Genomic DNA, 23,266 nt, shown 5'->3' on the forward strand with positions numbered 1-23,266 from the left:
TCCGCGGCGGCCGGAGAAAGTCAAGACCCCGCGCCGGCGGGCCGGTTTGCTCGGCCGCAAGGTGCCTCCGCGGCGGCCGGGGAAAGTCAAGACCGCGCTCCGGCGGGCCGGTTCGCCCGCCTGCTCCGGCAGCGGCCCCCGGGCACTCCCGGACCGGATGAGGACCAGGCCGACCGCACCCCGGTCGGCTGGATCGCGCGCGCCGTCCGGGTGCCGGGCCGGGAGCGGCGGATCCTCGTCCAGAGCGCCAAAGCCACCTTCGCCGCCACCGTTGCGTGGTTGCTCGCCACCCTCGTCCTGCGGCTGCCGCAACCCTTTCTCGCCCCCTACGCCGCCGTCTTCCTCGTCGAAGCCACCGTCTACCGGTCGCTGCGGGGGTGGCTCCAGCAGGTCGGCTCGGTGGCCTCGGGGGTGCTGCTCGCCGCCGTCGCCGCGCAGCTCATCCCGTGGCAGGCCGTTGCACTGGCCACGGTCGTCTTCGTGGGCCTGCTCGCCGGCAGCTGGCGGCGATTCGGCGAAGCCGGCGTCTGGGTGGGCGTCACCGGCATGCTCGTGATCTCCTACGGCACCGCCCGCGAACCCGTGCTGCTCGGTGATCGCCTCCTGGAAACGGCGCTGGGTGCGGCCATCGGCGTCGCGGTCAACACCCTGATCCTCCCGCCGCTCTACGGCGAACGGCTCGCCGCGGCCGCCGGGCGGCTCGGGAAGGCACTGGCCGAGCTCCTCGAGTCGCTGTCCGCCGTGATCCGGCGCGACGAGCCGCCGGAAGACCTCGACCACCTGCTGTCCCAGGAGCAGGACACCCGCAGCCAGGTGCTGGCCGCCGAGGAAGCCGTCGGCTTGACGCGGGAAGGGCGGATGCTGAACCTCCGCCGCGGGCGGCCGGCCGCCGGGACCCACCACGAACGTCCGCTCCGGACCCTCATCGGGCTGTGGCCCGCCGTCTCGCCGCTGATCGCCGCGGTGCGGACGACGGCGGGCCGCCGCGAGCACCCGTTCGAGTACCCCTGGCCGGACGCGCGCGAGGCGCTGGCCGACCTGGTGCACCACCTGGCCGGAGCCGTGCGGGCCGTGGCGGTGGCCGGGGAGCCCGTCGAACTGGACGAGTGCCGGGCCCTGCTCGAAAAGCTCGAGACGCGCCTGGTCACCGCCGAGGAGGACGGCGTCCCGGCCCGGCTCGGCCTGGGCGCGATGACCCTGCCCGCCCGGTTGCTGCTGGAGCAGCTGGAGAGGCGGTGAGAGCTACGGCACCGCGATCGCGTCGGCTTCCGACCGGTGCCGGCGGCACGCGGTGCACACCATCGTCTGGCCCAGCAGGGCACCGTCGCCGGAGACCAGCCGCGCGACGTGCAACGCGGGCAGGCCGCACTCCTCGCAGGGGATCGGCTTGCTGTCGCGGCTGATCACGACTCGGTTCGGCATGGTGGAGCCCCTGACGAGGATCGAAGGTGCCAGCCGATTACCCGGTGGCGTACGCCACACTCGTCCGGAGCAGTGATGTCACTCGTACGGAGTAATCACCGAGCCGGGTACTGCTGCTCCTTGAGCAGCTTCGCCAGGTGGACGGCGTTGCGGACCAGGGTCGCGTTCGTCGAGGCCACGGCCTCGGGCGTCTCGTCGAGGTCCTGGTAGTCGCCGCCCTGCATCGCTTCGCCGTTCCAGTAGGTCGCGCCCTGCGCCGGCACCGTGAAACCGACGTCGTTCAGCGCCTGGAACAGGTCCGCGATGATCTTGTGGGCGCCGTCTTCGTTGCCGACGACCGCGGCCACCCCGACCTTGCCGAACATCGCCGGGCGGCCTTCCGAGTCGGTTTCGGACAACTCGGCGTCGAGCCGTTCGAGGACCCGCTGGGCGACGCTCGACATGTGGCCGACCCACGTCGGGGTGGCGATCAGCAGGACGTCGGCGGCGGCGATCTTCCGCCGGATGCCCGGCCACGCGTCCCCGTTGCCCATGTCGGCCTCGACGCCGGGGCGGACGTCGTGGTCGACCACGCGCACCAGCTCGCCGGTCGCGCCGCGCTCGGCGAAGAGGTCGAGCAGCTGACGCGCGATGAGATCGCTGCTCGACTTCGCCGGCGACGGCTTGAGCGTGCAGGTCAGCGCGAGCACGCGCAGGGTCATGACTGCCTCCGGGGATGGGTGCCGACGCCGACGTGGGCGAACCCCGCGTCGGCGAGGGCGTCGGGATCGAGCAGGTTTCGGGTGTCGACGACGATCGCGCGGTCGGCGGACGCGGCCAGCCGGGTCCAGTCGAGGTCGCGGAATTCGGGCCACTCGGTGAGCACGACGATCGCGGCGGCGTCCTTGGCCACCAGGTACGGGTCGTCGACGACCTGGACCGAGCTCGTTCCGGGCACGCAGGGGACAGCGGGGTCGTGCGCGGTGAGCTCGGCACCGGCGCGGGCGAGCTCCGCCGCCACGGCGAGCGCGGGGGAGTCACGCAGGTCGCCGGTGCCCGCCTTGAAGGCCAGGCCCAGCAGGCCGATGCGGACCCCGGCCAGCGACCCGGCCGCCGAGCCGGTCACGGCCTGCCGCACGGCCCGCACCACCCGGGCGCGCTGCCGGGCGTTGACGCGGACCGCGTCGCGCAGGATGCCGAAGTCGACGCCCGCCGACTCGGCCGCGTGCAGCAGGGCCGAGGTGTCCTTCGGCAGGCACGAACCGCCCCAGCCGGGGCCGGGCGCGAGGAACTCCGGCCCGATCCGCGCGTCGAGGCCCATGGTGCGCGAGACCTCGCGGACGTCCGCGCCGAACCGCTCGCACAGTTCGGCGAGGACGTTCACGTAGGACAGTTTGATGGCGAGGAACGCGTTGCTCGCGTACTTCGCGAGTTCGGCGCTGGCCGAGTCGGTCGCCACCACCGGGGCGCCGGTCGGCTCGTACAGCCGCGCGACCCGTTGCGCCGCCGGGGAATCCGCCGGATCGGTGCCGACCACCACCCGGTCCGGGTGCAGGAAGTCCTCGACGGCGTGGCCTTCGCGCAGGAACTCCGGGTTGGCCACCACCGGCAGGTCGTCGCGGCCCAGCAGGCGGGGCAGCCGCGCCGCGGTGCCGACCGGCACCGTGGACTTCGTGACCACCACGCACCCGGGCCGCAGCAGCCGCCCGAGCTGGGGCACGACCTGCTCGAGCACGCCGAGGTCGGGGCGCCCGTCCTCGGCGGGCGGCGTGGGCAGGCACAGGAAGACGACGTCCGCGCCGTAGAGCTCCGCCTGGGCGGTGGTGAAGGTGAGCGTCCGGTCGCCGAGGCCCTGGCCGACGAGGTCGGCCAGGGCCGGTTCGGCGATGGCCACCACGCCCCGGTTCAGGTCGTCCACTTTGGACTCGTCGGCGTCGACGCAGGTGACCCGGTGCCCGAGCCGGGCGAAGCAGGCGGCACTGGTCAGTCCGACGTAACCCGCCCCGACGATCCCGATGTGCTCAGCCATGCGCCACCCGCATTTCCAAGGCCGATCGCGTCGCGGCGAGCACGCGCTCCTCGCCGAGCAGGAGCAGCCCGCCGTCGGGCTCTTCGCCGTGCGGATCGCCGACGTTCCCGGCCCACAGCACCACGTGCTGGCGCGCCGACGGCGGCGGTCCCCACAGCCGCGGCGGGGTCGGGCCGAACAGCAGCACCGACGGCGTGCCGAACGCCGTGGCGAGGTGCCCGACGCCGGTGTCGCCGCAGACGACGAGCGCCGCCCCGGCCACCAGCGCGGCCAGTTCCGCCAGTCCGGTGCGCCCGGCCAGCACGGCGTCCTCGCCGAGCCCGGCCGCTTCGGCGATCGAGGCCGCCAGGTCGCGTTCGGCGGCGTTGCCGGTCAGGACCACGCGGTGCCCGGCCGCTGCCAGGTCCCGCACGACGGTCGCGAACCGCTCGGGCGGCCAGCGCCGGGCCGGGAACGCCGCGCCCGGGTGCACCACGACGGCGTCCGGCGCCGGGCTCGGGCCGGGCGGCACGGGCAGGCGCAGGTCCGAGCGGTCGGCCTCCAGGTGGTGGAACTCGACGAGCCGGCACCAGCGGTCGACCTCGTGCACGTCGTCGCGCCACTCGAGGCCCGGCACGTCGGGGAAGTCTGGGTGCCGGTGGGTCAGCAGCTCGGCGGGGTCGGTGGCCAGCAGGTCGTGGAGGCTCTCCGGACCGCTGCCGTGCAGGTTCACCGCGAGCCGCGGCGGCGCGCCCGGCCAGGTGAGCTCCCCGAGCGCGGCCGTCGGGAGCAGTTCGTCGACGGCGTCGATGAGCTCCACCAGGTCGCGCAGCTGCTCGGGGGCGGCCAGCACCAGCCGGTCGCCGGGGTACGCCGCCCGCAGGGCGCGCAGCGCGGGCACCGCCGTCAGCAGGTCCCCGACACCGAGCGCGCGCAGCACGAGGACCGCGGCACTCACGGCCACGACCCCTCCTCCGACGCACACACGACCAGTTCGCGGACCTCGGCGCCCGGCGGCTGCTGCAGCGCGAACACCACGGTGTTCGCCACGTGCTCGGGCTGGTTGAGCTTCGCGTCCGGCGGCGGCTTGTACTGGTCGGTGCGGTCGTCGAAGAAGTGCGTCCACATCCCGCCGGGGATGAGCAGCGTGACGCCGACGCGCCCGGCCAGCTCGGCGGCGAGCGCGCGGGTGAAGCCGACGACGCCGAACTTCGAGGCGCAGTAGGCGGTCGCGTCGCTGACCGCCTTGATGCCCAGGGTGGACGCCACGGTGACGACCGTGCCGTGCGAACGTTCGAGGTAGGGGAGCGCGGCGCGGATGACCGCGGCCGTGCCGAACAGGTTCACCTTCACCACCCGCTCCCAGTCCTCTGTGGACACGGTGGCGAGTGGCCCGCAGGCATCGGTGCCGGCGGCGGTGAAGACGCCGTCCAGGCCGCCCGCGCGTTCGGCGAGCTCGCGCACCGCGGCCTCGGTGGCGGCGGTGTCGGTCAGGTCGGCTTCGACGTATTCGGCCGGGTCTTCGGGCCGGACGCGGTCGAGGACGTACGGGGTGCCGCCCGCCTTGCGGACGGCGTCGACGGTGGCGGCGCCGAGTCCGGACGCGCCACCGGTGATCAGGACGTTGCCGAGGGGTCGCATCGCACTCCTTCGAAAGTTCGGAGGGGTCAGGCACTGGCCGCCGCGGCGACCAGGCGGGACGTCGAGTAGCCGGGCACGGTCGGGACGAGCACGACTTCGCCGCCGTGCCGTTCGACCACCTCGCGTTCGGGCAAGTCCGTTTCCGCGTAGTCGCCGCCCTTCACCCAGACGTCCGGGCGGAGTTTCTCCAGGACGGCGGTCGGTGACGTCTCGTCGAAGACGACGACGGAATCCACAAAGGACAAAGCGGTGAGGAGCCGGGCGCGGTCGCGGTCCCGGACCAGCGGACGGCCGGGCCCCTTGAGGGCCCGCACCGAATCGTCGGAATTGAGGCAGACGACGAGTGCGTCGCCGAGGGCGCGGGCCTGCCGCAGCAGGCTGACGTGCCCGGGGTGGAGCAGGTCGAAGCAGCCGCCGGTGGCGATCAGCCGGCCGCCGGTCTCGCGGATCCGCTCGGCGAGGCCGAAGGCGTCGGTCGCCGGCTGCGGGTCGGGCACCGGGCCGTCGTTCGTGGACAACGCGGTCGCGCCGCCCGCGGCGACGAACCGAGCCGCCGCCTCGACCGCCGTCACCACGGCTTCGGTGGTGTCCGCGCCGCCGAGCAGGGCGGCGGTCGCGGCGGCGGCGAACCGGTCGCCCGCGCCGCAGGTGTCGGGCGCGGTGTGGCCCGGCGTCCGGGCCGCCGCGGGGATCGGGACGTTCGTCTCGCCGAGGCCGTCGGAAAGCACCGCGCCCCGGGAGCCGACGGTCACCGCGACCGCGTCGGCGTGCCAGTGCCCGCGCAGCAGCTTGGCGAGCTCGGCCGGTTCCTCGTGCCCGGCGAGCACCGCGCGGGCTTCGGCGAGGTTCGGCGTGACGAGCCGGGTGCCGGGCACCGGCTGCGCGCCCCGGGGGTGCGGGTCCCACACGACCGGGATCCGCTCGGCCACCTCGCGCAGGAGCCGCCGGACGTCCGCGTTGCGCGTCAGGCCGCGGCCGTAGTCGGCCACGAGGATCGCGCCGGCGCCTTCCAGGACTTCGTGCGCCCCGGCGGGCAGCGGGTCGGCGGTCGCCGTGCCGTCGCCGGAATCCAGGCGCAGCAGGGACTGCCCGCCCGCGCGGATGCGGGTCTTGCACACCGTGGTGCCGCGCAGGGGCAGCGGCAGCACGGTGACGTCCGGTTCCAGCAGGCCGGTGAGCGCGTGGCCGCCTTCGTCGTCGCCGATCGGCGTGATCAGGACGACCTCGGCCGCCGACCGGGCGGCCAGCAGCGCGGCCAGGCCGGCCCCGCCGGGGCGGCGGCGCCGGGCCGTCAGGTCGACCACCGGCACCGGCGCCTCGGGGCACAGCCGTTCGGCGGTGCCTTCGGCGTCGACGTCCAGCAGCGTGTCGCCCAGGACGACCAGCGGCTTCACGCGGTCACCCCGAGCGCGTCGTCCAGCGCCGCGCAGAGGCCGTGCACCAGCGCCAGGTGCATCTCCTGCACGGTCGCGACGGTGGGCGCCTCGACCGTCACGGCGTCGTCGCACAGAGCGGCGAGCGGGTTGGGGGCGGGGCCGGTCAGCGCCCACGTCGTCACGCCCAGCTCGTGCGCGGCCTTGGCCGCGGCGACGACGTTCTGGCTGGAGCCGCTGGTGGACAGGCACACGAGGACGTCGCCCGGCCGCCCGTGCGCGCGCACCTGGCGGGCGAACACCTCGTGGTCGCCGTAGTCGTTGACGATGGCCGTGGTCGCGGAGGTGTCCGCGTGCAGCGCGATGGCCGAGAGCGGCTGCCGTTCGTGGCGGTACCGGCCGACGAGCTCGCCGGTCAGGTGCTGGGCTTCCGCGGCGCTGCCGCCGTTGCCGCAGGCGAGCAGCCGGCCGCCGGCTTCGAAGACGCCGGCGAGGTGCCGGCCCCACGCGGTTATCTTGGGGGCGGATTCGCGGGTCCGCACGGCGGCTTCGGCCAACGCGGCGAGATGGTCTTCCATCACGGCACCTCCTTCTCCTCCGGCGACGCCGCGCCGGTCCGGGTGGGGTGGGGACGCCGGAGCACGAACGGCCCCAGCGCGAGCAGGTCGATCGGGGCCGAGCCGAAGCACTCCAGCGCGTCGCGGGGCGAGTCGACCATCGGCCGGCCCGCGGTGTTGAGGCTCGTGTTGATCACGACGGGCACGCCGGTCCGCCGCTCGAAGGCGGCCAGCATCTGGGCCAGCACCGGGTTTTCGCGCTCCTCGACGGTCTGCACGCGAGCCGTGCCGTCGACGTGCGTGACGGCCGGGATGCGGTCGCGCCAGTCTTCGGCGACGTCGTGCACGAACAGCATGTACGGGCTGGGCAGCGGGCCGCGGGTGAAGATCTCGGCCGCGCGCTCGGCCCGCACCATCGGCGCCACCGGGCGGAACTGCTCCCGGCCCTTGACGTCGTTGAGCCGCTCGAGGTTCGCCTTGCGGCCGGGGTGGGCCAGCAGCGACCGGTGCCCGAGGGCCCGCGGGCCGAACTCGGCCCGGCCCTGGAACCAGGCGATCACTTCGTCGTTCGCCAGCGCTTCGGCGACCGTCTCGGCGAGGTCGTCCGGTCGTTCGTACGGCAGTTTCGCCGTGATGAGGATCTTTTCGAGCTCGTCGTCGGTCCACCCGCGACCGAGGCTGGCGTCGGCCATCGGCGCACCGCGCTCCCCGGCTTCGGCGGCCAGTTGCAGCGCAGCGCCGAGTGCGGTGCCCGCGTCGCCGGCGGCGGGCTGCACCCAGATCCGGTCGAACGGGCCTTCGGCGTGCAGCCGCGTGTTGGCCACGCAGTTGAGCGCGATCCCGCCCGCCAGCGCCAGGTCCCGCTGCCCGGTGGCGTCGTGCAGCCAGTCCGTCAGTTCCAGCAGGATGTCTTCGAGGACTTTCTGGACGCTGGCGGCGAGATCCGCGTGGCGCCCGGTGAGTTCTTCGCCGGCTTCGCGGCGCGGGGCCAGTGCGGTGAGGTCGACGCCGGAGGCGTGGAACCCGCCGTCCCCGGTGACGTGCACGTGTTCGCGGAGTTCGTCGAGGAACGCCGGCTTGCCGTAGGAGGCCAGCGCCATGACCTTGTATTCGTCGCTGGACCGCGCGAAGCCGAGGTGCTCGGTGAGGTCTTCGTACAGCAGGCCCAGCGAGTGCGGCAGCTTCTGGGCCGCCAGCTCCTTGAACCGCCCGTCGCGGTACTCACCGGCCAGGTAGGACGTGCTTTCGCCGCGTCCGTCGGCAACCAGCACGGCGCAGTCGCCGAACGGCGCGGCGAGCGCGGCCGACGCGGCGTGCGCGACGTGGTGGCGGACGAACTTGACGATCCCCGGGTCGAGCCCGGGTAAGGCGGACCTCAGGAACAACGGAGCCCGCTTGGCGAACTCCGTACGCAGCTCTTCGCCGCTCGGGTCGTGTCCGGCCAAGCCGGGCTCGACCAGCGCGGGGTCGTAGGAATACGCGACGGCGTCGAGGTCCTTCGCGGACAGTCCGGCCTGGGCCAGGCACCAAGCGACGGCCTGGGCGGGCTGTTCCCACGTGGAGAACGGCACCGCCTGCTTGCCGTGCTTGCGGCGGCTGAAGCGTTCTTCCTCCGCCGCGGCGATGATCTCCCCGTCGACCACCAGCGCTGCGGCGGGGTCGTGGAAGACGGCGTTGATCCCGAGTATGCGCATCGACCTGCCTCTGGCGTTTCGGTGCGGACTCGTGGGGCCCGCTCTTGCCTATAGCGCTACCCGGCGAAGTCGTTGATAAACGATTGCGCGCAAAAGCCCTGGGCGTCGCTACTCAGCGCGACGGAGCTCGCCGGAACCACGCCGCTGTGCGACGGAGACCGTCGTCGGCGTCGACCTTCGGCTCCCAGCCGAGGACGTCACGGGCGAGGGAGATGTCGGGACAGCGGCGCTGCGGGTCGTCGACCACCGCGTCGACGAGTTCGATGGGGGAGCCGGAACCGGTGATGTCCTTGATCCGCTGGGCCACTTGGCGGACGGTGAGTTCGTACGGATTGCCGATGTTCACCGGCCCCGGATGGCCGGACCGCGCCAGGGCCAGCAGGCCGCGGACGGTGTCCTCGACGTAGCAGATGGACCGCGTCTGCTCCCCGGTCCCGGTGACGGTGATCGGCTCGTTCTTGAGCGCCTGGTCCAGAAAGGCCGGGATCATCCGGCCGTCGTGGGCGCGCATGCCGGGGCCGTAGGTGTTGAAGATCCGCGCGATGCCCGTGTTCACGCCGAGTTCGCGGCGGTAGGCCGACGTCAGCGCTTCGGCGTAGCGCTTGGCTTCGTCGTAGACGCTGCGCGGCCCGATCGGGTTGACGTTGCCCCAATACCCTTCGCGCTGCGGGTGTTCGAGGGGATCGCCGTAGACCTCGCTGGTCGAGGCGAGCACGAACCGGGCGCCGTCGCGGCGGGCCAGCTCGAGCGCGTTCTCGGTCCCGTACGAGCCCGCGCGCAGCGTTTCCAGCGGCAGCGCCAGGTAATCGCGGGGCGAGGCGGCCGACGCGAGGTGAAAGACGACGTCGGCTTCGCAGCTCAGCGGCATCGGCTGGGTGACGTCGTGGCGCACGAACCGGAACCGCTCGTGCCGGCGCAGGTGCTCCAGGGTGTCCGCCGAGGACGTCACGAGGTTGTCCACGGCGATCACTTCGATGTCCTCTTCGAGCAGCAGCTCGCACAGGTGCGCGCCGACGAAGCCGGCACCCCCGGTCACCACCGCACGCTCGAACCGCCTGGTCACTCCCGGATCCGTCATGCCGTGGCGGCTACCCGGCGCCGGCGGCCGCAAAACCGTGTAACGGGGTGGAGAGCGGGTAAGCGTTCACACCATGCGAGTTCTGCTCACCGGTTGGGCCAGTTTTCTGCACGGGGAAGCAACGGCGGGTGACGTCCTGAGCCTGCGCGCGGCCGAGACCGCGCTGGCGGAGGCGGGGATCGACCACCGGGTCGCGTGGAGCCCCGGCTTCCGCCCCGGCACCCTGCACCTGCCGGACGCGCCACCCGGCGACTACACGCACGTGGTGTTCGTCTGCGGCCCGGTGCACGGGCCGCAGGTGCGTTCGCTGCACGAGCGCTACGCCTCCTGCCGCCGGATCGCGGTGGGAGTGTCCGTTCCGGACGCCGAAGACCCGGCGGTGACCGGCTTCCACCGGGTCTTCCCGCGCGACGACGCCGGCACCGCCGAGCTCGACCTCGCGCTCGGCGCGTCCGTGTCACCCACACCGGTGCTCGGCGTGGTCCTGGCGCCGCACCAGCCGGAATACGGCGGCGCGGGCCGGCACGGCGACGTCCACGCGGCACTGACCTCCTGGCTCGCCGGCCTGGACTGCGCCCGCGTGCCGCTGGACACCCGGCTCGCGCACGAGGACTGGCAGCGGTGCGCCACCCCGGACCAGTTCGCCGCGCTGGTGTCCAAAATGGACGTAGTGGTGACGACCCGGCTGCACGGGCTGGTCTTCGGGCTCAAGGCCGGGGTGCCGGTGCTCGCCGTGGACCCGGTGGCCGGCGGCGGAAAGGTGACTGCGCAGGGGAAAGCGCTGAACTGGCCGGTGGTGGCCGCCGAGGACGCCGGCGACACCGCGCTGCTCGACGCCCGCCTGAAGTGGTGCTCCACCGCGCCGATGCGGCCACCCGCGCACCCGGCCTCCCTGACCGCGCTGGTGGCCGAACTGGCGGGGGCGCGGTGAGCGCGCGCACGACCGTCGTCATCGCGACCCGCAACCGCGCCACCGAGCTGGCGCGGACCCTGCGCCAGCTGTCCGGTCTGGACCCGCAGCCGCCGGTCATCGTGCTGGACAACGCGTCCGAGGACGACACGGCGGAAGTCGCCGGACGGCACGCGAACGTCCGCGTGATCCGCCTGCCGCAGAACCTCGGCGCCGCCGCGCGCACCCTCGGCGTCATTGCGGCCGACACGCCCTACATCGCCTTCAGCGACGACGACTCCTGGTGGGCGCCGGACGCGCTGGCCGAAGCGGAGCGGATCTTCGACCGGCACCCGCGGACCGGCCTGCTCGCCGCGCGCACCCTCGTCGGCCCGGAATGCCGGGACGATCCGGTGACGCCCGAAATGGAGCGCAGCCCGCTCGGTCACCCGGACGGCGCGCCGGGGCCGCTGGTGCTCGGCTTCCTGGCCTGCTCCGCGATCGTGCGCCGGACGGCGTACCTGCAGGTGGGCGGGTTCAGCCCGCTGCTCCACTTCGGGGCGGAGGAACAGCTGCTGGCCTACGACCTGGCCGCGCGCGGCTGGGAGGTCTGCTACGTCGGGCACCTGCGGGCCCACCACCACCCGTCCCGGTCGCGGCCGCCGTCGTCGTGGCGCCGCCGGGCCGAACTGCGCAACCGGCTGCTCATCGCCGTGCTGCGCCGCCCGCCGCGCGTCTGCCGGCGCGAGGTGGCGCGGACGCTGGTGCGGGCACCCGGGGCCGTCCTCGGCGCGGTTCCCCGGCTGCCGCGGGCGCTGAGCTCGCGGCGCTTGCTGCCCGCCCACGTCGAACACCAGGCCCGGACTTTGGAAAGGACCGCCGAATGGCGCGAATCTCGGTCGTGATCATCACCTGCAACCGCCGCGAGCAGTTGCGGGAAACCCTGGCGCACATGACGTCCCTGCCGGACGCGGCGCCGGTCTTCGTCGCGGACAACGGCTCCGCGGACGGCACGGCGGACATGGTCGCCCGCGAATTCCCCGGCGTCCGGCTGTTCCGGCTGGCGGAAAACCTCGGTGCGGTGGCGCGCAACGTCGCCGTCGAAGAGGTGACGACGCCGTACGTGGCGTTCTGCGACGACGACACGACGTGGCAGCCCGGCGCGCTGACCCGCGCGGCCGACCTGCTGGACACCTACCCGGGGCTCGGCTCGGTGACCGGGCGCTGCCTGGTCGAGCCCGGCCTGGCCGAGGACCCGATCACCCCGGAGCTGCGCGACTCGCCGGTGCCCGGGCCGGACTGGCTGCCGGGACCGGCGCTGCTCGGCATCATGGCGGGCCTGACGGCGGTGCGCGTCAGCGCGTTCCGCGAGGTCGGCGGCTTTTCGACGCGGATGTGGCTCGGCGGCGAGGAGGAGTTGTTCGCCCTCGACCTCGCCGCGCGCGGCTGGTGGATGTGCTGGGCCGAGGACATGGTGATCCACCACGCGCCGTCGAAGCTGCGCGACCCGCGCCACCGCCGCCGGCTGGGCATCCGCAACACGCTGTGGACGCTGCTGCTGCGCCGCCCCTGGCCGGCGGTCTTCCGCCGCGGCCGTGACGTCCTGCGCACGGCCCCGCGCGACGCCGCCACCGCGGCGGCCCTGCTGGACGTGGCGCGCGGCCTGCCGTGGGTGCTGCGGGACCGCCGGGTGGTCCCGGACCACGTCGAGCACGGCCTCCGCCTGCTCGAAGCCCCCCAGCGCGAGTCGAAGGCCCGCCGCTACGTGGGCTGACACCTGAGGCGGGCACTTCACGTGAAAGTGCCCGCCTCAGGACCGGAGCCTTCACCTGAAAGCCAAGCCTCTGGACGGGCACTTTGCCGGGAAAGTGCCCGCCTCAGCGGGCCTCGGCGGTGACCGCGGCCTCCGGGACCAGCTTGTGGTAGGCACGCAGGGTGTCGGCGGCGACGCGGTCCCACGAGTAGCGGGCCACCGCGCGGTCGCGGCCCGCGGTGCCGTAGGCGTGGCACAGCGCCGGGTCGTCGATCAGCCGCCGCGCCCGGGACGCGAGCTCCTTGGGCTGGTGCGGGCGGACCAGCAGCCCGGTGACGCCGTCGACGACGGTGTCGGTCAGGCCGCCCACCGCGGCCGCCACCACCGGGACGCCGCAGGCCATCGCCTCCAGCGGCACGATGCCGAACGGCTCGTACCACGGCGTGCACACCACGGCGTCGGCCGAGCGCAGCAGCGCCGGCATGCCGTCGCGGGACACCTGGCCGGGCCAGCGGACGCGGTCGCCGACGCCGAGGCGCTCGGCCAGCTGCCGGAGCCGGCCGGCCTCCGGGTCCTGCGACAGCCTGCCGCGCTCCGGGCCACCGGCGATGACGAGTTCGGTGTCCGGCAGCTGGGCGAGGGCGGTGATCGCGATGTCGAAGCCCTTGCGGGGGACCAGCCGGCCGACGGTGACCAGCCGGTGCGGCAGCCGGCGGCGGGCGACCGGCCCGTCGGGGGAGAAGCGGCCGAGGTCGACACCGCACGGCACGATCGAGATCCGCGACCGCGGCACGCCGAGGCGGGACAGCTCGAAGACCTCGTCGGAGCAGGTGGCGATCACGCGCCCGGCCTGGCGGCCGATGATCCGCTCCAGCCGGATGCGGTCGGCCGGGCTGGTGTCCTTGTCGCCCTGGTAGCGCTTCTTGACGATCCCCAGCGCGTGGAACGTCTGGGCGACCGGGGTGCCGGTCGCGCTCGCCGCGAGCGAGGTCGCGAGGCCGGACATCCAGAAGTGCGCGTGCGCCACGTCCGGCCGCTCCATCGCCCACTGGTCGCGCAGGAAGCTGCCGAAGTCGCCCATGTAGGGCAGGAGGTTGTCCTTCGGCTCCTTGCGCGCCGGCCCGGCCGGCACGTGCACGACGCGGTACCCCTGCGGCGTCCGCACCTCCGGCGGCTCGTCGCGGCTCTCCCGGCGCGTGTAGACGGTGACGTCGTGGCCGGCGCGCGCCATCGCGGCGGACAGCTCGGCGACGTGCACGTTCTGGCCGCCGGCGTCGGCTTCGCCCAGCGCGGCGAGGGGATTGGCGTGCTCGGACACCATCGCGATCTTCATCGGTGAGGCGTTCCCTTCACAGGTCAGCGGGCCGTCTCGGCGAGGAGGTGGTCCCAAGCGGTCAGGAAGGCGTCCAGCCCGTAGTGCTTCAGGGCGTGTTCGCGGGCGTTCTTGCCGGCGAGCGCGGCGAAGTCCGGCTCGTGCAGCAGCTCGCGGAAACCCCGCGCCAGCACGGAGACGTCGGTGGAGAGCACGCCCGCGTCGTCCGGCACCGCGTCGACCGCCTCGGTCGAGGCGAAGACGACCACCGGCATCGCCAGGTGCATGGCCTCCAAAAGGGACAGTCCCAGTGACGTCCACCGGGCCGTGTGCAGGTAGACGCGGCGGCGGGCGATCTCGTCGTGCAGCTTCGGCGCCGGGACGTCGCCCAGGCCCCGCAGCGGCGCGGCGAGCTCTTCGGTCCCCATGCCGAACACGTCGACGGGCCCCGCGTCGGCGAGCGTGCCGAGCAGGTCGGCGCCGGTGACGCGCTGCCGCCGCACCGGCTCGTTGATCATCGACACGCCGGTGGCGAGCTCGCCGGTGTAGCGCGGCCCCGGATCGGGGATGCCGTGCGGCACCACGGTCACCCGCGCGCGGCCGCAGTCCCACATCGCCGCGTTGAAGTGGGTCACGTGCGCGACGGTGATGTCGGACCGGCCGGCGAGCGGGTGCTCGCTGGACGCGGCGTACGGCCGGGGCGCGTTGTGTTCCACGTAGACGGCCGGCACGCCCAGGCGGGCGGCCAGGTCCAGCTCCTCCGGCCGCTGCAGGACGACGACGTCGGGCTCGGCCTCGGCCAGCCGGTCGAGCGGCACCTCGGTCACCGAGGGCCAGTCGCGCCCCGCCTTGCCGAGACCCCAGGGTGCACCGTCGGGTGAGACCGGCAGGAAGTAGTCGTGCCGCCCGCGGACGAAAGCGTCGGTCCACGAGCCGTGCACGTGCCAGAGCAGTACTCTCAGGCGCCGGGATCCGGGATCGGTCATGACTCCTGATTTCCCGGAGATCGGCTGTTAAACGTGCGGCCGAACGGGGTACTCGGCCCCGGACGGCTGTGCGCGACGAAGGGACGCCAACCCATGCGGTTCACCCCCCGCGGCACCAGGTTCTTCGACCTGCTCGCCGACGCGGCGAAGAACCTGGTCACCGCGACCGCACTGCTGAGGGAACTCGTGGCCGCCGAGCCGGCCGGGCGGGAACCGATCGCCAAGCGCCTGCACGAGGTCGAGCACCAGGGTGACGAGCTGACGCACACGATCATGGTGGAGCTCAACAGTTCGTTCGTGACACCGTTCGACCGCGAGGACATCCAGGCCCTCGCGGCCAAGATCGACGACGTGCTCGACTTCACCGACACCGCGGCGGACCTGGCCGTCCTCTACCGCATCGGCACGTTCCCGCCGGGGACGGACGTCCTGGTCCGCGTGCTCTGCCGGGCCGCCGAGCTCACGGCCTCGTCGATGCCCGGACTGGCCAAGGTGGGCGACCTGGAGCCGTTCTGGATCGAGATCAACGAGCTGGAGAACGAGGCCGACCGCGTCTACCGGCGGATCCTGGCCCACCTGTTCGAGCCGGGCGGCGACGCCCTCGAAGTGCTGAAGACCAAGGAGGTCGTCGAGCAGTTCGAGCTGGCGGCCGACGCGTTCGAGCACCTGGCCGACGTGGTGCAGACCATCGCGGTCAAGGAGTCCTGAGTGACGGGGACCGCCGCCCTGGTCACCGTGATCGTGCTGACGCTCGTCTTCGATTACACCAACGGGTTCCACGACGCGGCCAACGCCATCGCGAGCGCGGTGTCGACCCGGGCGCTGACCCTGCGCGCGGCTCTCGTGCTGGCGGCGGTGATGAACCTGGCGGGCGCGCTGCTGTCCACCGGCATCGCCGCGACGGTGGCCAAGGGGATCATCGACGTCCCGCCCGGGCCGGACGCGCTCACCGTGGTCTTCGCGGCCCTGCTCGGGGCGATCACCTGGAACCTGATCACCTGGTACTTCGGCCTCCCGTCGTCGTCCTCGCACTCGCTGATCGGCGGGATGGTCGGCGCGGCTTTGGCCGCCGCGAGCACCGTGCACTGGGCCGGGATCACCGAGAAGGTGCTGATCCCGATGGTGGCTTCGCCGCTGCTCGGCCTGGGTCTGGGCTACCTCGCGATGGTCGCCGCGCTGTGGTTGCTGCGCCGGGCGAACCCGCACCGCAGCGGCCGGGTGTTCCGCCGGTTCCAGATCGTCTCCGCCTCGGCGCTCGCGCTCGGCCACGGCCTGCAGGACGCCCAGAAGGGCATGGGCGTGATCGTGCTGGCGCTGGTGGCGGCGGGGGAGCAGCCGACGTTCGCGGTGCCGTTGTGGGTGACGCTGCTGTGCGCCGCGGCCTTGTCGCTGGGCACCTATTCGGGTGGCCTGCGGATCATGCGGACGCTGGGCAGGCGCGTGTTCCCGCTCGATCCGCCGCACGGGTTCGTCGCGGAATCGGTGGCGTCGTCGGTGTTGTACGTGACGGCGTTCGCGGTCAAGGCGCCGATCTCCACGACGCACGTGATCACCGCGGCGATCATGGGCGTCGGCGCGACCCGGCGGCTGTCGGCGGTGCGGTGGGGCATCGCGCGCGACATCGTGCTCGGCTGGGTGCTGACTTTCCCGGCCGCCGCGATCGTGGCGGCGGCGGTGTACCTCGTCGCCGATCTGCTCACCTGAGGCGCGCGGCCGGGTTTGCCCGTCGCCGCCCGCGGGAAGCCGGGGCGGAGACCCCAGCCCGCGGAAAGGGAGAGCCATGAAGGCAGTGACCTGGCACGGCAAGCGCGACGTCCGCGTCGAGGAGGTGCCGGATCCGAAGATCGAGGAAGCCACGGACGCGGTGGTGCGGATCACCTCGACCGGGATCTGCGGCTCCGACCTGCACCTTTACGAGGTGCTCGGTGCCTTCATGACCGAGGGCGACATCCTCGGCCACGAACCGATGGGCGTGGTCGAGGAGGTCGGGCCGGAGGTCAAGAACCTCAAGCCCGGCGACCGCGTGGTGATCCCGTTCAACATCTCCTGCGGCCACTGCTGGATGTGCGAGCGCGGCCTGCAGTCGCAGTGCGAGACGACCCAGGTCCGCGAGCAGGGCAAGGGGGCGGCGCTGCTGGGCTACACCAAGCTCTACGGCCAGGTCCCGGGCGGCCAGGCCGAGTTCCTGCGCGTGCCGCAGGCCCACTACGGGCCGATCAAGGTCCCGGACGGCCCGCCGGACGAGCGGTTCGTCTACCTCTCCGACGTCGTCCCGACGTCCTGGCAGGCCGTCGAGTACGCGAACGTCCCGGACGGCGGCACGGTCGTCGTGTTCGGGCTCGGCCCGATCGGGCAGATGTGCTGCCGGATCGCGCGGCACCGCGGGGCCGGCCAGGTGATCGGCGTCGACCTGGTGCCCGAGCGCCTCGCCCGGGCCCGCGAACACGGCGCCACCGCCCTCGACACGCGTGACCACAAGGAAATCGGCGAGTCCATCCGCCAGCTGACGAACGGGCGCGGCGCGGACTCGGTGATCGACGCCGTCGGCATGGAGGCGCACGGCGCCCCGGTCGGCAAGCTCGCGCACACCCTCGTCGGGCTGCTGCCGCAGCCGCTGGGCGAGAAGATCACCGAGAAGGCCGGGATCGACCGGCTCAGCGTGCTGTACGCCGCCATCGACAGCGTCCGCCGCGGCGGCACGATCTCGCTGTCGGGCGTCTACGGCGGGATGGTCGACCCGATCCCGATGATGGAGCTGTTCGACAAGCAGATCCAGCTGCGGATGGGCCAGGCCAACGTCCGGCACTGGCTCGACGACATCATGCCGGTGCTCACCGCCGACGGCGACCCGCTCGGCGTCGAGGGCTTCGCCACCCACAAGCTGCCGCTGGAGGACGCGCCGCGCGCGTACGACATCTTCCAGAAGAAGCTGGACGGCGCCCAGAAGATCCTGCTGCAGCCGTAACCCCGGGGAGGGAACGACTTTTGCGAGCCGTCACCTCGCTGCCGCACGGAATCACCGAGGAAGACCACGTCCGGATCCCGGTGTCCGACGGGACCGTCCTGTCCGCCCGCATCTGGCGGCCGGCCTCGTCGGACACCGGCCCGGCGATCCTCGAGTAGTACATCCCGTACAAGGGGGACCTCCCCGCTCCCCGCGACTCCGGATCCGGCTGTCGGTGTCCACTTCGTACTGGCCGCTGGCGTGGCCCCGCCGACGCCCGTACTGCTGACTGTCCACACCGGACACAGTGCGCTGGAGCTGCCGGTGCGCCCGGTCGCCGAGCCGGACGAGCTGCCGTCCCGGCCGTTCGGCGAACCCGAAGGAGCGCCGCCGATCCCCGTCACCAGGGTCACACCGGGGGAGCAGCGCTGGCGCGTGTCGCGTGACTCGTCGGCTACGAGTCCGCGCTGGAGATCGTGAAGGACGAGGGCGCCCGGCGGCTCGTGTCCCGCAACGGGCACGAGCGGATCCCGCGCGACCTCGTCTGACGTTTTGCGGCCGCCACCGGGGGTAACCCGTCCGGGTGCGCATCGTGATCACCGGGGCCACCGGCAACGTCGGAACGGCGCTGCTCGCCGCCCTCGACCCCGTCCACGACGTCGTCGGCTTGGCGCGCCGGCTGCCCGACACGACCGTCGAGCCGTACCGGCGCGCGGGCTGGCGCGCGGTCGACGTGGGCCTGCCGGGTGCGGAGGAGGAGCTGGCGGAGGTCTTCGCCGGCGCGGACGCCGTCGTGCACCTGGCGTGGGCGATCTCGCCGGTCCGGGGTGACCCGCCGATGTGGCGCACCAACGACCACGGCACCCGGCACGTGCTCGCCGCGGCGGCGGCCGCGGGCGTGCCGCACGTCGTCGTCGCCTCGTCGGTGGCCGCCTACGGCCCCGCGCCCCGCTGGGAGAAGGTGGCCGAGGACTGGCCGTGCGACGGCATCGCGGGCAGCGCCTACAGCCGCGGCAAGGCCGCCCTGGAAAGCCTGCTGGACCGGTTCGAGGCGAAGTACCCGCAGGTCCGGGTGGCGCGGATCCGCCCGTGCGCGATCGTGCACCGCAGCGCGGCGGGGGAGTTCGCGCGGTGGCTGCTCGGCCCGGCGGTGCCCGCCCACCTCGTCGGCGGGCGGCGGCTGCCCGTTCCGCTGTGGACGGACCTGCGCGCGCAGGTGGTGCACACCGACGACGTCGCCGAGGCGATCCGGCTGATCCTCGACCGGGGTTTCGCCGGCGCGGTCAACCTGGCCGCGCCGGAGGTGCTCGACGCCGACGCGCTGGCCGGCGTCCTCGGCGGCGCCCGCGTGCCGGTGCCGAAGCCGGTGGTGCTGCTGGCGACCCGGGCGGCGTGGCTGGGTGGCGTGCTGCCGGTGCACCCGGGCTGGCTGGAGCTGGCCGACCGCGCGGCGCTGGGGGACACGACGCTGGCGGAGACCGCGCTGGGCTGGCAACCTCGGTATGACGCCGCCGCCGCACTCGCCGACCTGGTCACCGGGTTCCGGGCGGGTGCGGGCGCGGCGAGCCCGCCCCTGGCCCCGCCGCGCCGCGACGGGGTACTGGCCCGGCTCCGCTCGCTCACCCGGGTCGGGCCGAGCCACCAGTCGCAAGCCTGATCAGCCGGGAGGCTCGAGTGAGTACGGAAGCCGTCGACGCGGTGGTGATCGGCGCCGGGCACAACGGCCTGGTGGCGGCGAACCTCCTGGCCGACGCCGGCTGGTCGGTGCTGGTCCTGGAAGCGACCGACCACGCCGGCGGCGCGGTCCGGACCGCCGAGGTGACCGAGCCCGGCTTCCGCAACGACCTGTTCAGCGCCTTCTACCCGATGAGCGCGGTGTCACCGGTGATCCGCAGCCTGCGGCTGGAAGAACACGGCTTGCGCTGGCGGCACGCGCCCGAAGTGCTGGCGCACATCCTGCCGGACGACCGCTGCGCGGTGCTTTCGCGGGACATCGACCGCACCGCGGCCTCGGCCGACGAGTTCGCCCCGGGCGACGGCGACGCGTGGCGGCGGCTGTTCGGGCAGTGGCAGGACATCCGCGAACCGTTGCTGAACGCGTTGTTCACGCCGTTCCCGCCCGTCCGGTCGGGGCTGAAACTGCTGCGCCGCACCGGGACCGCCGACGCCCTGCGCCTGGCACGGATGCTGACGCTGCCCGCGCGCCGCTTCGGCGACGAGCTGTTCGCCGGCGAAGGCGCGAAGCTGCTGCTGGCCGGGAACTCCGCGCACAGCGACCTGTCCGTGGACAACGCGGGCAGCGCGGTGTTCGGCTGGCTGCTCGCGATGATCGGGCAGGACGAAGGGTTCCCGGTGCCGGAAGGCGGCGCGGGCGAGCTGGCCGCGGCCCTGGTCCGCCGGCTCGAGTCGCGCGGCGGCCGGATCCACTGTGGACGCCCGGTGCGCGAGATCCTGGTCGGCGGCGGACGGGCCCTGGGGGTGCGCGACGCCGCCGGCGACCCGGTGCGGGCGCGCAAGGCCGTGCTCGCCGACGTCCCGGCGCCGGTGCTGTACCGCGACTTGGTGGAGGAGGAGTGGCTGCCGTCCCGGTTGGTCGAAGACCTCGGCAAGTTCGAGTGGGACAGCGCCACGGTGAAGGTGGACTGGGCGCTGTCCGGCCCGATCCCGTGGACGGCGGAGGCGGCGCGCGGCGCCGGCACGATCCACCTCGGCACGGACCTCGACGGGCTGTCGGCGTTCGGCGGCGAGCTCGCCCGCGGCCGTACCCCGCGCCGCCCGTTCCTGCTGCTCGGCCAGATGACCACGACCGACCCGACGCGCTCGCCGGCGGGCACGGAGGCCGCGTGGGCGTACACGCACGTGCCGCGCGGCGCTGTGGAGAACCGGGCGGCGCTGGACCGGCGCGTCAAGCGGATCGAGGAGACGGTCGAGGCGAACGCGCCGGGGTTCACCGCCCTGATCAAGGGCCGCTACGCGCAGGGCCCGGCCGAACTGGAGGGCCACAACCCGGGCCTGGTCGGCGGCGCGATCAACGCGGGCACCACGGCGATCCACCAGCAGCTGTTCTTCCGCCCGGTACCGAGCACGGGCCGCGCGGACACCCCGGTGGACCGCCTGTACCTGGCGGGGGCATCGGCCCACCCGGGCGGGGCGGTCCACGGCGGCCCGGGAGCGAACGCGGCCCGCGCGGCGATGGCCCGGGCGGGCGCGCTGGGCGGCGGTTACGCGGCGGTGATCAAGGCGGCCCACCGGGCTATTTACGGCTGAGACCGGGCCTGCGGTCGGTCAGGTGCGAAGCTGCGCCGCCTGGGCTGGAGGGCGGCCGCCTTGCGGCGAACTGCGCGCCAGGGTGGCTTCTCGGTACGGCTCAGCTGCGGGCCGCGCGACCTGCCGCTTCTTGGCCGGTATCCGGCTGAGACCGGGTGCTGGCCGGACCGCACGGCTCGGGCCGGATCGCGTGGCGCGAGGCCGCACGGCTCCGGTTCCGGCCTGCGTGTTCGGCGCGGCACCCACCGGTTTGCGGTGAGGCCGCGGTCGGCTCGTCCGGCGCGCTGCTACGGGCGGGGGCGGCCGTTCTCCGCGCGGGCGTGTTTCCCGGTCGCCAGGTCGGCCAGCCGGGCCAGTGACTCGTTGTTGCGCGGCTTGACGATGAGCGCCAGCAGCGACTCCGGGAGCACCTTGCCCGGGCCGCGGATGACGTGTTCGGTCATCCGGACGAGCGTCTGGCCGTCGCCGTGGGGGACCAGCGTCAGGCCGACCGCCGCCGCGCCCAGGGGCCAGCCGTGGGCCTCCAGGGACAGGGACAGGCCCGGCTCGACCGCCCGGACCACCGTCACGTCCTGGATGTGGATCGGCCACGGGCCCACGCTGTGGTGGATCCGGGAGCCCACCTCGGGCCAGTCGCCGTCGACGTCGCGGATGTGGGAGCTGCCCACCACCCAGCCGGCGTACAGCCAGCCGTCGGAGAGCACCGAGAACACGGCCTCGGGTGGGACGTCGATCACGCGGCTGACCTCGGGCACGATTTCCTCCTGCTTCGGGTGACGAACCAGGCATACCCACTCCCGGACCGGGGTATGCCCGCCGGAACCGAGCAGGAGGTGCGATGGTGGCCAGAAGTGGGAAAGAACCCGAAGGACCCGGGAACCTGTCGAAGCAGTCGTGGGGTGCGGCGCTCAAACGAACCTTCAAGCAGTTCAACCGCGACAACCTGACCGACTGGGCGGCCGCGCTCACCTACTACGGCGTCCTGTCGCTGTTCCCGGGCATCATCGTGCTCACGGCGATCCTGGGCCTGCTCGGCCCGGACAAGATCCAGACGGTGATCGACAACGTCAACCAGCTCGTCCCGGGCCAGGGCAAGGACATCCTCGTCGGCGCGATCAAGGAGCTGGCGGGCTCGCGGAGCCTGGCCGGCCCGCTGGCGATCGTGGGCCTGCTGGGCGCGCTGTGGTCGGCGTCGGGCTACATCGGCGCGTTCATGCGCGCGTCGAACGCGATCTACGGCATGCCGGAGGGCCGGCCGGTGTGGAAGACGATCCCGCTGCGGATCGCGCTGACGATCGGGATCGTGGTGCTGCTGGCGGCGTGCGCGCTGGGCGTGGTGGCGACGGGTTCGGTGGCCCGCAAGCTCGGCGACCTGATCGGCCTCGGCTCGACGGGCGTGCTGGTGTGGGAGATCGCGAAGTGGCCGGTGATCGCGCTGCTCGTCAGCCTGGCGTTCGCGTTGCTGTACTGGGTGGGCCCGAACGTGCGGCTCCCGGGGTTCAAGTGGCTGACGCCGGGCGGGCTGCTGGCCGTGGTGCTGTGGGTGCTGGCGTCGGCCGGGTTCGCGCTGTACGTCGCGAACTTCGGGTCCTACAACAAGACCTACGGTTCGCTGGCCGGGGTGATCGCGTTCCTTGTATGGTTGTGGATCTCCAACCTCGCGATCCTGCTGGGAGCCGAGCTGGACGCGGAGCTGGCCCGCGGCCGCACGATCGAGGCGGGTCACGCGGACGACCAGCAGGAGCCGTTCCTGCCGCCGCGGGACACGAAGGCGATGGACAAGGACGAAGCCGCGGCGGTGGCGGAGTCGGAACGGAAGTGAGCGGATGGCCTGCCGGATCACCGAGCTGGTGCTGGACTGCCACGACCCCGACCGCCTGGCGGAGTTCTGGTGCGCGGTCCTCGGCTACGAGGTGATCGGCCACGAGCCGGACGGCCTGGCCCTGGGCCCGGCGGGCGCCCGCTTCGGCGAAGGAGCGGTGACGCTGATCCTGGCCCGGACGGAGCCCCCCCGCCGCGGAAAGCTCCCGTTGCACATCGACGTGAGCCCGGCGGGGACGGACCAGGAGACGGAACTGGCCCGCCTGACGGAGCTGGGCGCCCGCCCGGCGGACGTGGGCCAGACGGGCGAGGAGTCGTGGGTGGTGCTGCAGGACCCGGAGGGCAACGAGTTCTGCCTGCTGCGCAAGGACGTGGGCGCAGCCTGAGCCGAGGCCGCGCGCGAGGGGAGGGGCGCGCGGATCGGCATGGCGCGCTCGCTTGCGGGCGAGGTGCGATCTGACGCCGCGTCCGGGGGCACGGGAGGCCGCCTCGGGGCAATGGATTGGGCTGGTGATTGGGTGCGCCGAGAGCCCGCCGCAGGG

The 23,266-nt window shown here is 73.5% G+C and carries 24 protein-coding genes and 1 pseudogene; 13 read left to right on the plus strand and 12 right to left on the minus strand.

Annotation, left to right across the window (positions count from 1 at the left end):
• Window positions 1-120: 120 nt before the first annotated feature.
• Window positions 121-1,239 (plus strand): FUSC family protein, encoded by a 1,119-nt coding sequence (locus tag ACLJOU_RS09045; protein ID WP_410566662.1) that lies wholly within the window; start codon window positions 121-123, stop codon window positions 1,237-1,239.
• Window positions 1,240-1,242: 3 nt separating this feature from the next.
• On the opposite strand, the gene ACLJOU_RS09050 is transcribed toward ACLJOU_RS09045, so the two are convergent.
• From ACLJOU_RS09050 to ACLJOU_RS09090, 9 genes are all read right to left on the minus strand, one after another.
• Complete coding sequence (locus ACLJOU_RS09050; protein WP_410565069.1) at window positions 1,243-1,422, minus strand: hypothetical protein; 180 nt, start codon at window positions 1,420-1,422, stop codon at window positions 1,243-1,245.
• Window positions 1,423-1,517: 95 nt separating this feature from the next.
• Window positions 1,518-2,123, minus strand: coding sequence for a flavodoxin family protein (locus ACLJOU_RS09055; RefSeq protein WP_410565071.1), 606 nt, complete (start codon window positions 2,121-2,123; stop codon window positions 1,518-1,520).
• Complete coding sequence (locus ACLJOU_RS09060; protein WP_410565073.1) at window positions 2,120-3,430, minus strand: UDP-glucose dehydrogenase family protein; 1,311 nt, start codon at window positions 3,428-3,430, stop codon at window positions 2,120-2,122. The genes ACLJOU_RS09055 and ACLJOU_RS09060 overlap by 4 nt, the downstream gene beginning before the upstream one ends.
• The gene (locus ACLJOU_RS09065; protein WP_410565076.1) at window positions 3,423-4,373 is read right to left on the minus strand and encodes a glycosyltransferase family 9 protein; all 951 of its coding nucleotides are present in this window, start codon (window positions 4,371-4,373) and stop codon (window positions 3,423-3,425) included. Before ACLJOU_RS09065 ends, ACLJOU_RS09060 begins: the two co-directional genes overlap by 8 nt.
• A complete protein-coding gene (locus tag ACLJOU_RS09070) occupies window positions 4,364-5,050 on the minus strand; it encodes an SDR family oxidoreductase (protein ID WP_410565079.1) in 687 nt (228 codons plus the stop codon). The genes ACLJOU_RS09065 and ACLJOU_RS09070 overlap by 10 nt, the downstream gene beginning before the upstream one ends.
• 26 nt (window positions 5,051-5,076) lie before the next feature.
• The gene (locus ACLJOU_RS09075) at window positions 5,077-6,444 is read right to left on the minus strand and encodes a PfkB family carbohydrate kinase (protein WP_410565082.1); all 1,368 of its coding nucleotides are present in this window, start codon (window positions 6,442-6,444) and stop codon (window positions 5,077-5,079) included.
• Window positions 6,441-7,001, minus strand: coding sequence for an SIS domain-containing protein (locus ACLJOU_RS09080; RefSeq protein ID WP_410566663.1), 561 nt, complete (start codon window positions 6,999-7,001; stop codon window positions 6,441-6,443). Before ACLJOU_RS09080 ends, ACLJOU_RS09075 begins: the two co-directional genes overlap by 4 nt.
• On the minus strand, window positions 7,001-8,674 hold the full coding sequence (locus ACLJOU_RS09085; RefSeq protein WP_410565084.1) for a carbamoyltransferase: 1,674 nt from the start codon (window positions 8,672-8,674) through the stop codon (window positions 7,001-7,003). Before ACLJOU_RS09085 ends, ACLJOU_RS09080 begins: the two co-directional genes overlap by 1 nt.
• Window positions 8,675-8,786: 112 nt before the next feature.
• Window positions 8,787-9,752: a UDP-glucuronic acid decarboxylase family protein gene (locus ACLJOU_RS09090; RefSeq protein WP_410565087.1), complete on the minus strand. Its 966-nt coding sequence runs from the start codon at window positions 9,750-9,752 to the stop codon at window positions 8,787-8,789.
• A gap of 73 nt (window positions 9,753-9,825) precedes the next feature.
• Between ACLJOU_RS09090 and ACLJOU_RS09095 the strand changes: the two genes are divergently transcribed.
• The 3 genes from ACLJOU_RS09095 to ACLJOU_RS09105 are packed head-to-tail and all read left to right on the plus strand — an operon-like array spanning window position 9,826 to window position 12,415.
• The gene (locus tag ACLJOU_RS09095; RefSeq protein WP_410565089.1) at window positions 9,826-10,683 is read left to right on the plus strand and encodes a polysaccharide pyruvyl transferase family protein; all 858 of its coding nucleotides are present in this window, start codon (window positions 9,826-9,828) and stop codon (window positions 10,681-10,683) included.
• Window positions 10,680-11,546: a glycosyltransferase family 2 protein gene (locus tag ACLJOU_RS09100; RefSeq protein WP_410565091.1), complete on the plus strand. Its 867-nt coding sequence runs from the start codon at window positions 10,680-10,682 to the stop codon at window positions 11,544-11,546. The genes ACLJOU_RS09095 and ACLJOU_RS09100 overlap by 4 nt, the downstream gene beginning before the upstream one ends.
• A complete protein-coding gene (locus ACLJOU_RS09105) occupies window positions 11,525-12,415 on the plus strand; it encodes a glycosyltransferase family 2 protein (protein WP_410565094.1) in 891 nt (296 codons plus the stop codon). Before ACLJOU_RS09100 ends, ACLJOU_RS09105 begins: the two co-directional genes overlap by 22 nt.
• Before the next feature lie 103 nt (window positions 12,416-12,518).
• Here the strand turns inward: ACLJOU_RS09105 and ACLJOU_RS09110 are convergent, their stop codons facing one another.
• Both ACLJOU_RS09110 and ACLJOU_RS09115 read right to left on the minus strand, forming a co-directional pair.
• Window positions 12,519-13,727 carry a glycosyltransferase family 4 protein gene (locus tag ACLJOU_RS09110; RefSeq protein WP_410565097.1) on the minus strand — a complete coding sequence of 403 codons (1,209 nt, stop codon included), beginning with the start codon at window positions 13,725-13,727 and terminating at the stop codon, window positions 12,519-12,521.
• Window positions 13,728-13,750: 23 nt separating this feature from the next.
• Window positions 13,751-14,692: a glycosyltransferase gene (locus tag ACLJOU_RS09115; protein WP_410565099.1), complete on the minus strand. Its 942-nt coding sequence runs from the start codon at window positions 14,690-14,692 to the stop codon at window positions 13,751-13,753.
• A 93-nt stretch (window positions 14,693-14,785) separates the two neighbouring features.
• Here ACLJOU_RS09115 and ACLJOU_RS09120 point away from each other — a divergent pair, with 93 nt between their 5' ends.
• The 7 genes and pseudogenes from ACLJOU_RS09120 to ACLJOU_RS09150 all read left to right on the plus strand — a co-directional run bounded on the left by ACLJOU_RS09120 (window position 14,786) and on the right by ACLJOU_RS09150 (window position 20,903).
• Window positions 14,786-15,400 (plus strand): DUF47 domain-containing protein, encoded by a 615-nt coding sequence (locus tag ACLJOU_RS09120; protein WP_410565101.1) that lies wholly within the window; start codon window positions 14,786-14,788, stop codon window positions 15,398-15,400.
• On the plus strand, window positions 15,401-16,396 hold the full coding sequence (locus ACLJOU_RS09125; RefSeq protein ID WP_410565104.1) for an anion permease: 996 nt from the start codon (window positions 15,401-15,403) through the stop codon (window positions 16,394-16,396).
• A gap of 76 nt (window positions 16,397-16,472) precedes the next feature.
• A complete protein-coding gene (locus ACLJOU_RS09130; protein WP_410565107.1) occupies window positions 16,473-17,657 on the plus strand; it encodes a zinc-dependent alcohol dehydrogenase in 1,185 nt (394 codons plus the stop codon).
• A 20-nt stretch (window positions 17,658-17,677) separates the two neighbouring features.
• On the plus strand, window positions 17,678-17,815 hold the full coding sequence (locus ACLJOU_RS09135) for a hypothetical protein (protein ID WP_410565110.1): 138 nt from the start codon (window positions 17,678-17,680) through the stop codon (window positions 17,813-17,815).
• A gap of 41 nt (window positions 17,816-17,856) precedes the next feature.
• Window positions 17,857-18,136 (plus strand): annotated as a pseudogene (locus ACLJOU_RS09140) (peptidase S15); the annotation flags it as partial.
• Between the two features lie 83 nt (window positions 18,137-18,219).
• Entirely contained in the window at window positions 18,220-19,293 is a 1,074-nt protein-coding gene (locus tag ACLJOU_RS09145; RefSeq protein WP_410565113.1) for an NAD-dependent epimerase/dehydratase family protein, read from the plus strand.
• Window positions 19,294-19,310: 17 nt separating this feature from the next.
• Window positions 19,311-20,903, plus strand: coding sequence for a phytoene desaturase family protein (locus ACLJOU_RS09150; protein ID WP_410565115.1), 1,593 nt, complete (start codon window positions 19,311-19,313; stop codon window positions 20,901-20,903).
• Window positions 20,904-21,190: 287 nt separating this feature from the next.
• Here ACLJOU_RS09150 and ACLJOU_RS09155 read toward each other — a convergent pair whose 3' ends face one another.
• Window positions 21,191-21,658 (minus strand): SRPBCC family protein, encoded by a 468-nt coding sequence (locus ACLJOU_RS09155; protein WP_410565118.1) that lies wholly within the window; start codon window positions 21,656-21,658, stop codon window positions 21,191-21,193.
• An 83-nt stretch (window positions 21,659-21,741) separates the two neighbouring features.
• Here ACLJOU_RS09155 and ACLJOU_RS09160 point away from each other — a divergent pair, with 83 nt between their 5' ends.
• Window positions 21,742-22,725 carry a YihY/virulence factor BrkB family protein gene (locus ACLJOU_RS09160; RefSeq protein ID WP_410565121.1) on the plus strand — a complete coding sequence of 328 codons (984 nt, stop codon included), beginning with the start codon at window positions 21,742-21,744 and terminating at the stop codon, window positions 22,723-22,725.
• A 4-nt stretch (window positions 22,726-22,729) separates the two neighbouring features.
• Entirely contained in the window at window positions 22,730-23,110 is a 381-nt protein-coding gene (locus ACLJOU_RS09165; protein WP_410565123.1) for a VOC family protein, read from the plus strand.
• Window positions 23,111-23,266 lie beyond the last annotated feature (156 nt).

This window comes from Amycolatopsis sp. cmx-4-61 (genome assembly GCF_046548775.1).
Classification (GTDB): Bacteria; Actinomycetota; Actinomycetes; order Mycobacteriales; family Pseudonocardiaceae; genus Amycolatopsis.

Excerpts from the sequence above, each read along its gene's own strand:
- ACLJOU_RS09050 (WP_410565069.1), bottom strand. The coding sequence starts at position 1,422 with ATGCCGAACCGAGTCGTGATCAGCCGCGACAGCAAGCCGATCCCCTGC.
- ACLJOU_RS09055 (WP_410565071.1), bottom strand. The coding sequence starts at position 2,123 with ATGACCCTGCGCGTGCTCGCGCTGACCTGCACGCTCAAGCCGTCGCCG.
- ACLJOU_RS09060 (WP_410565073.1), bottom strand. The coding sequence starts at position 3,430 with ATGGCTGAGCACATCGGGATCGTCGGGGCGGGTTACGTCGGACTGACC.
- ACLJOU_RS09070 (WP_410565079.1), bottom strand. The coding sequence starts at position 5,050 with ATGCGACCCCTCGGCAACGTCCTGATCACCGGTGGCGCGTCCGGACTC.
- ACLJOU_RS09080 (WP_410566663.1), bottom strand. The coding sequence starts at position 7,001 with ATGGAAGACCATCTCGCCGCGTTGGCCGAAGCCGCCGTGCGGACCCGC.
- ACLJOU_RS09085 (WP_410565084.1), bottom strand. The coding sequence starts at position 8,674 with ATGCGCATACTCGGGATCAACGCCGTCTTCCACGACCCCGCCGCAGCG.
- ACLJOU_RS09090 (WP_410565087.1), bottom strand. The coding sequence starts at position 9,752 with ATGACGGATCCGGGAGTGACCAGGCGGTTCGAGCGTGCGGTGGTGACC.
- ACLJOU_RS09095 (WP_410565089.1), top strand. The coding sequence starts at position 9,826 with ATGCGAGTTCTGCTCACCGGTTGGGCCAGTTTTCTGCACGGGGAAGCA.
- ACLJOU_RS09105 (WP_410565094.1), top strand. The coding sequence starts at position 11,525 with ATGGCGCGAATCTCGGTCGTGATCATCACCTGCAACCGCCGCGAGCAG.
- ACLJOU_RS09110 (WP_410565097.1), bottom strand. The coding sequence starts at position 13,727 with ATGAAGATCGCGATGGTGTCCGAGCACGCCAATCCCCTCGCCGCGCTG.
- ACLJOU_RS09115 (WP_410565099.1), bottom strand. The coding sequence starts at position 14,692 with ATGACCGATCCCGGATCCCGGCGCCTGAGAGTACTGCTCTGGCACGTG.
- ACLJOU_RS09120 (WP_410565101.1), top strand. The coding sequence starts at position 14,786 with ATGCGGTTCACCCCCCGCGGCACCAGGTTCTTCGACCTGCTCGCCGAC.
- ACLJOU_RS09130 (WP_410565107.1), top strand. The coding sequence starts at position 16,473 with ATGAAGGCAGTGACCTGGCACGGCAAGCGCGACGTCCGCGTCGAGGAG.
- ACLJOU_RS09160 (WP_410565121.1), top strand. The coding sequence starts at position 21,742 with ATGGTGGCCAGAAGTGGGAAAGAACCCGAAGGACCCGGGAACCTGTCG.
- ACLJOU_RS09165 (WP_410565123.1), top strand. The coding sequence starts at position 22,730 with ATGGCCTGCCGGATCACCGAGCTGGTGCTGGACTGCCACGACCCCGAC.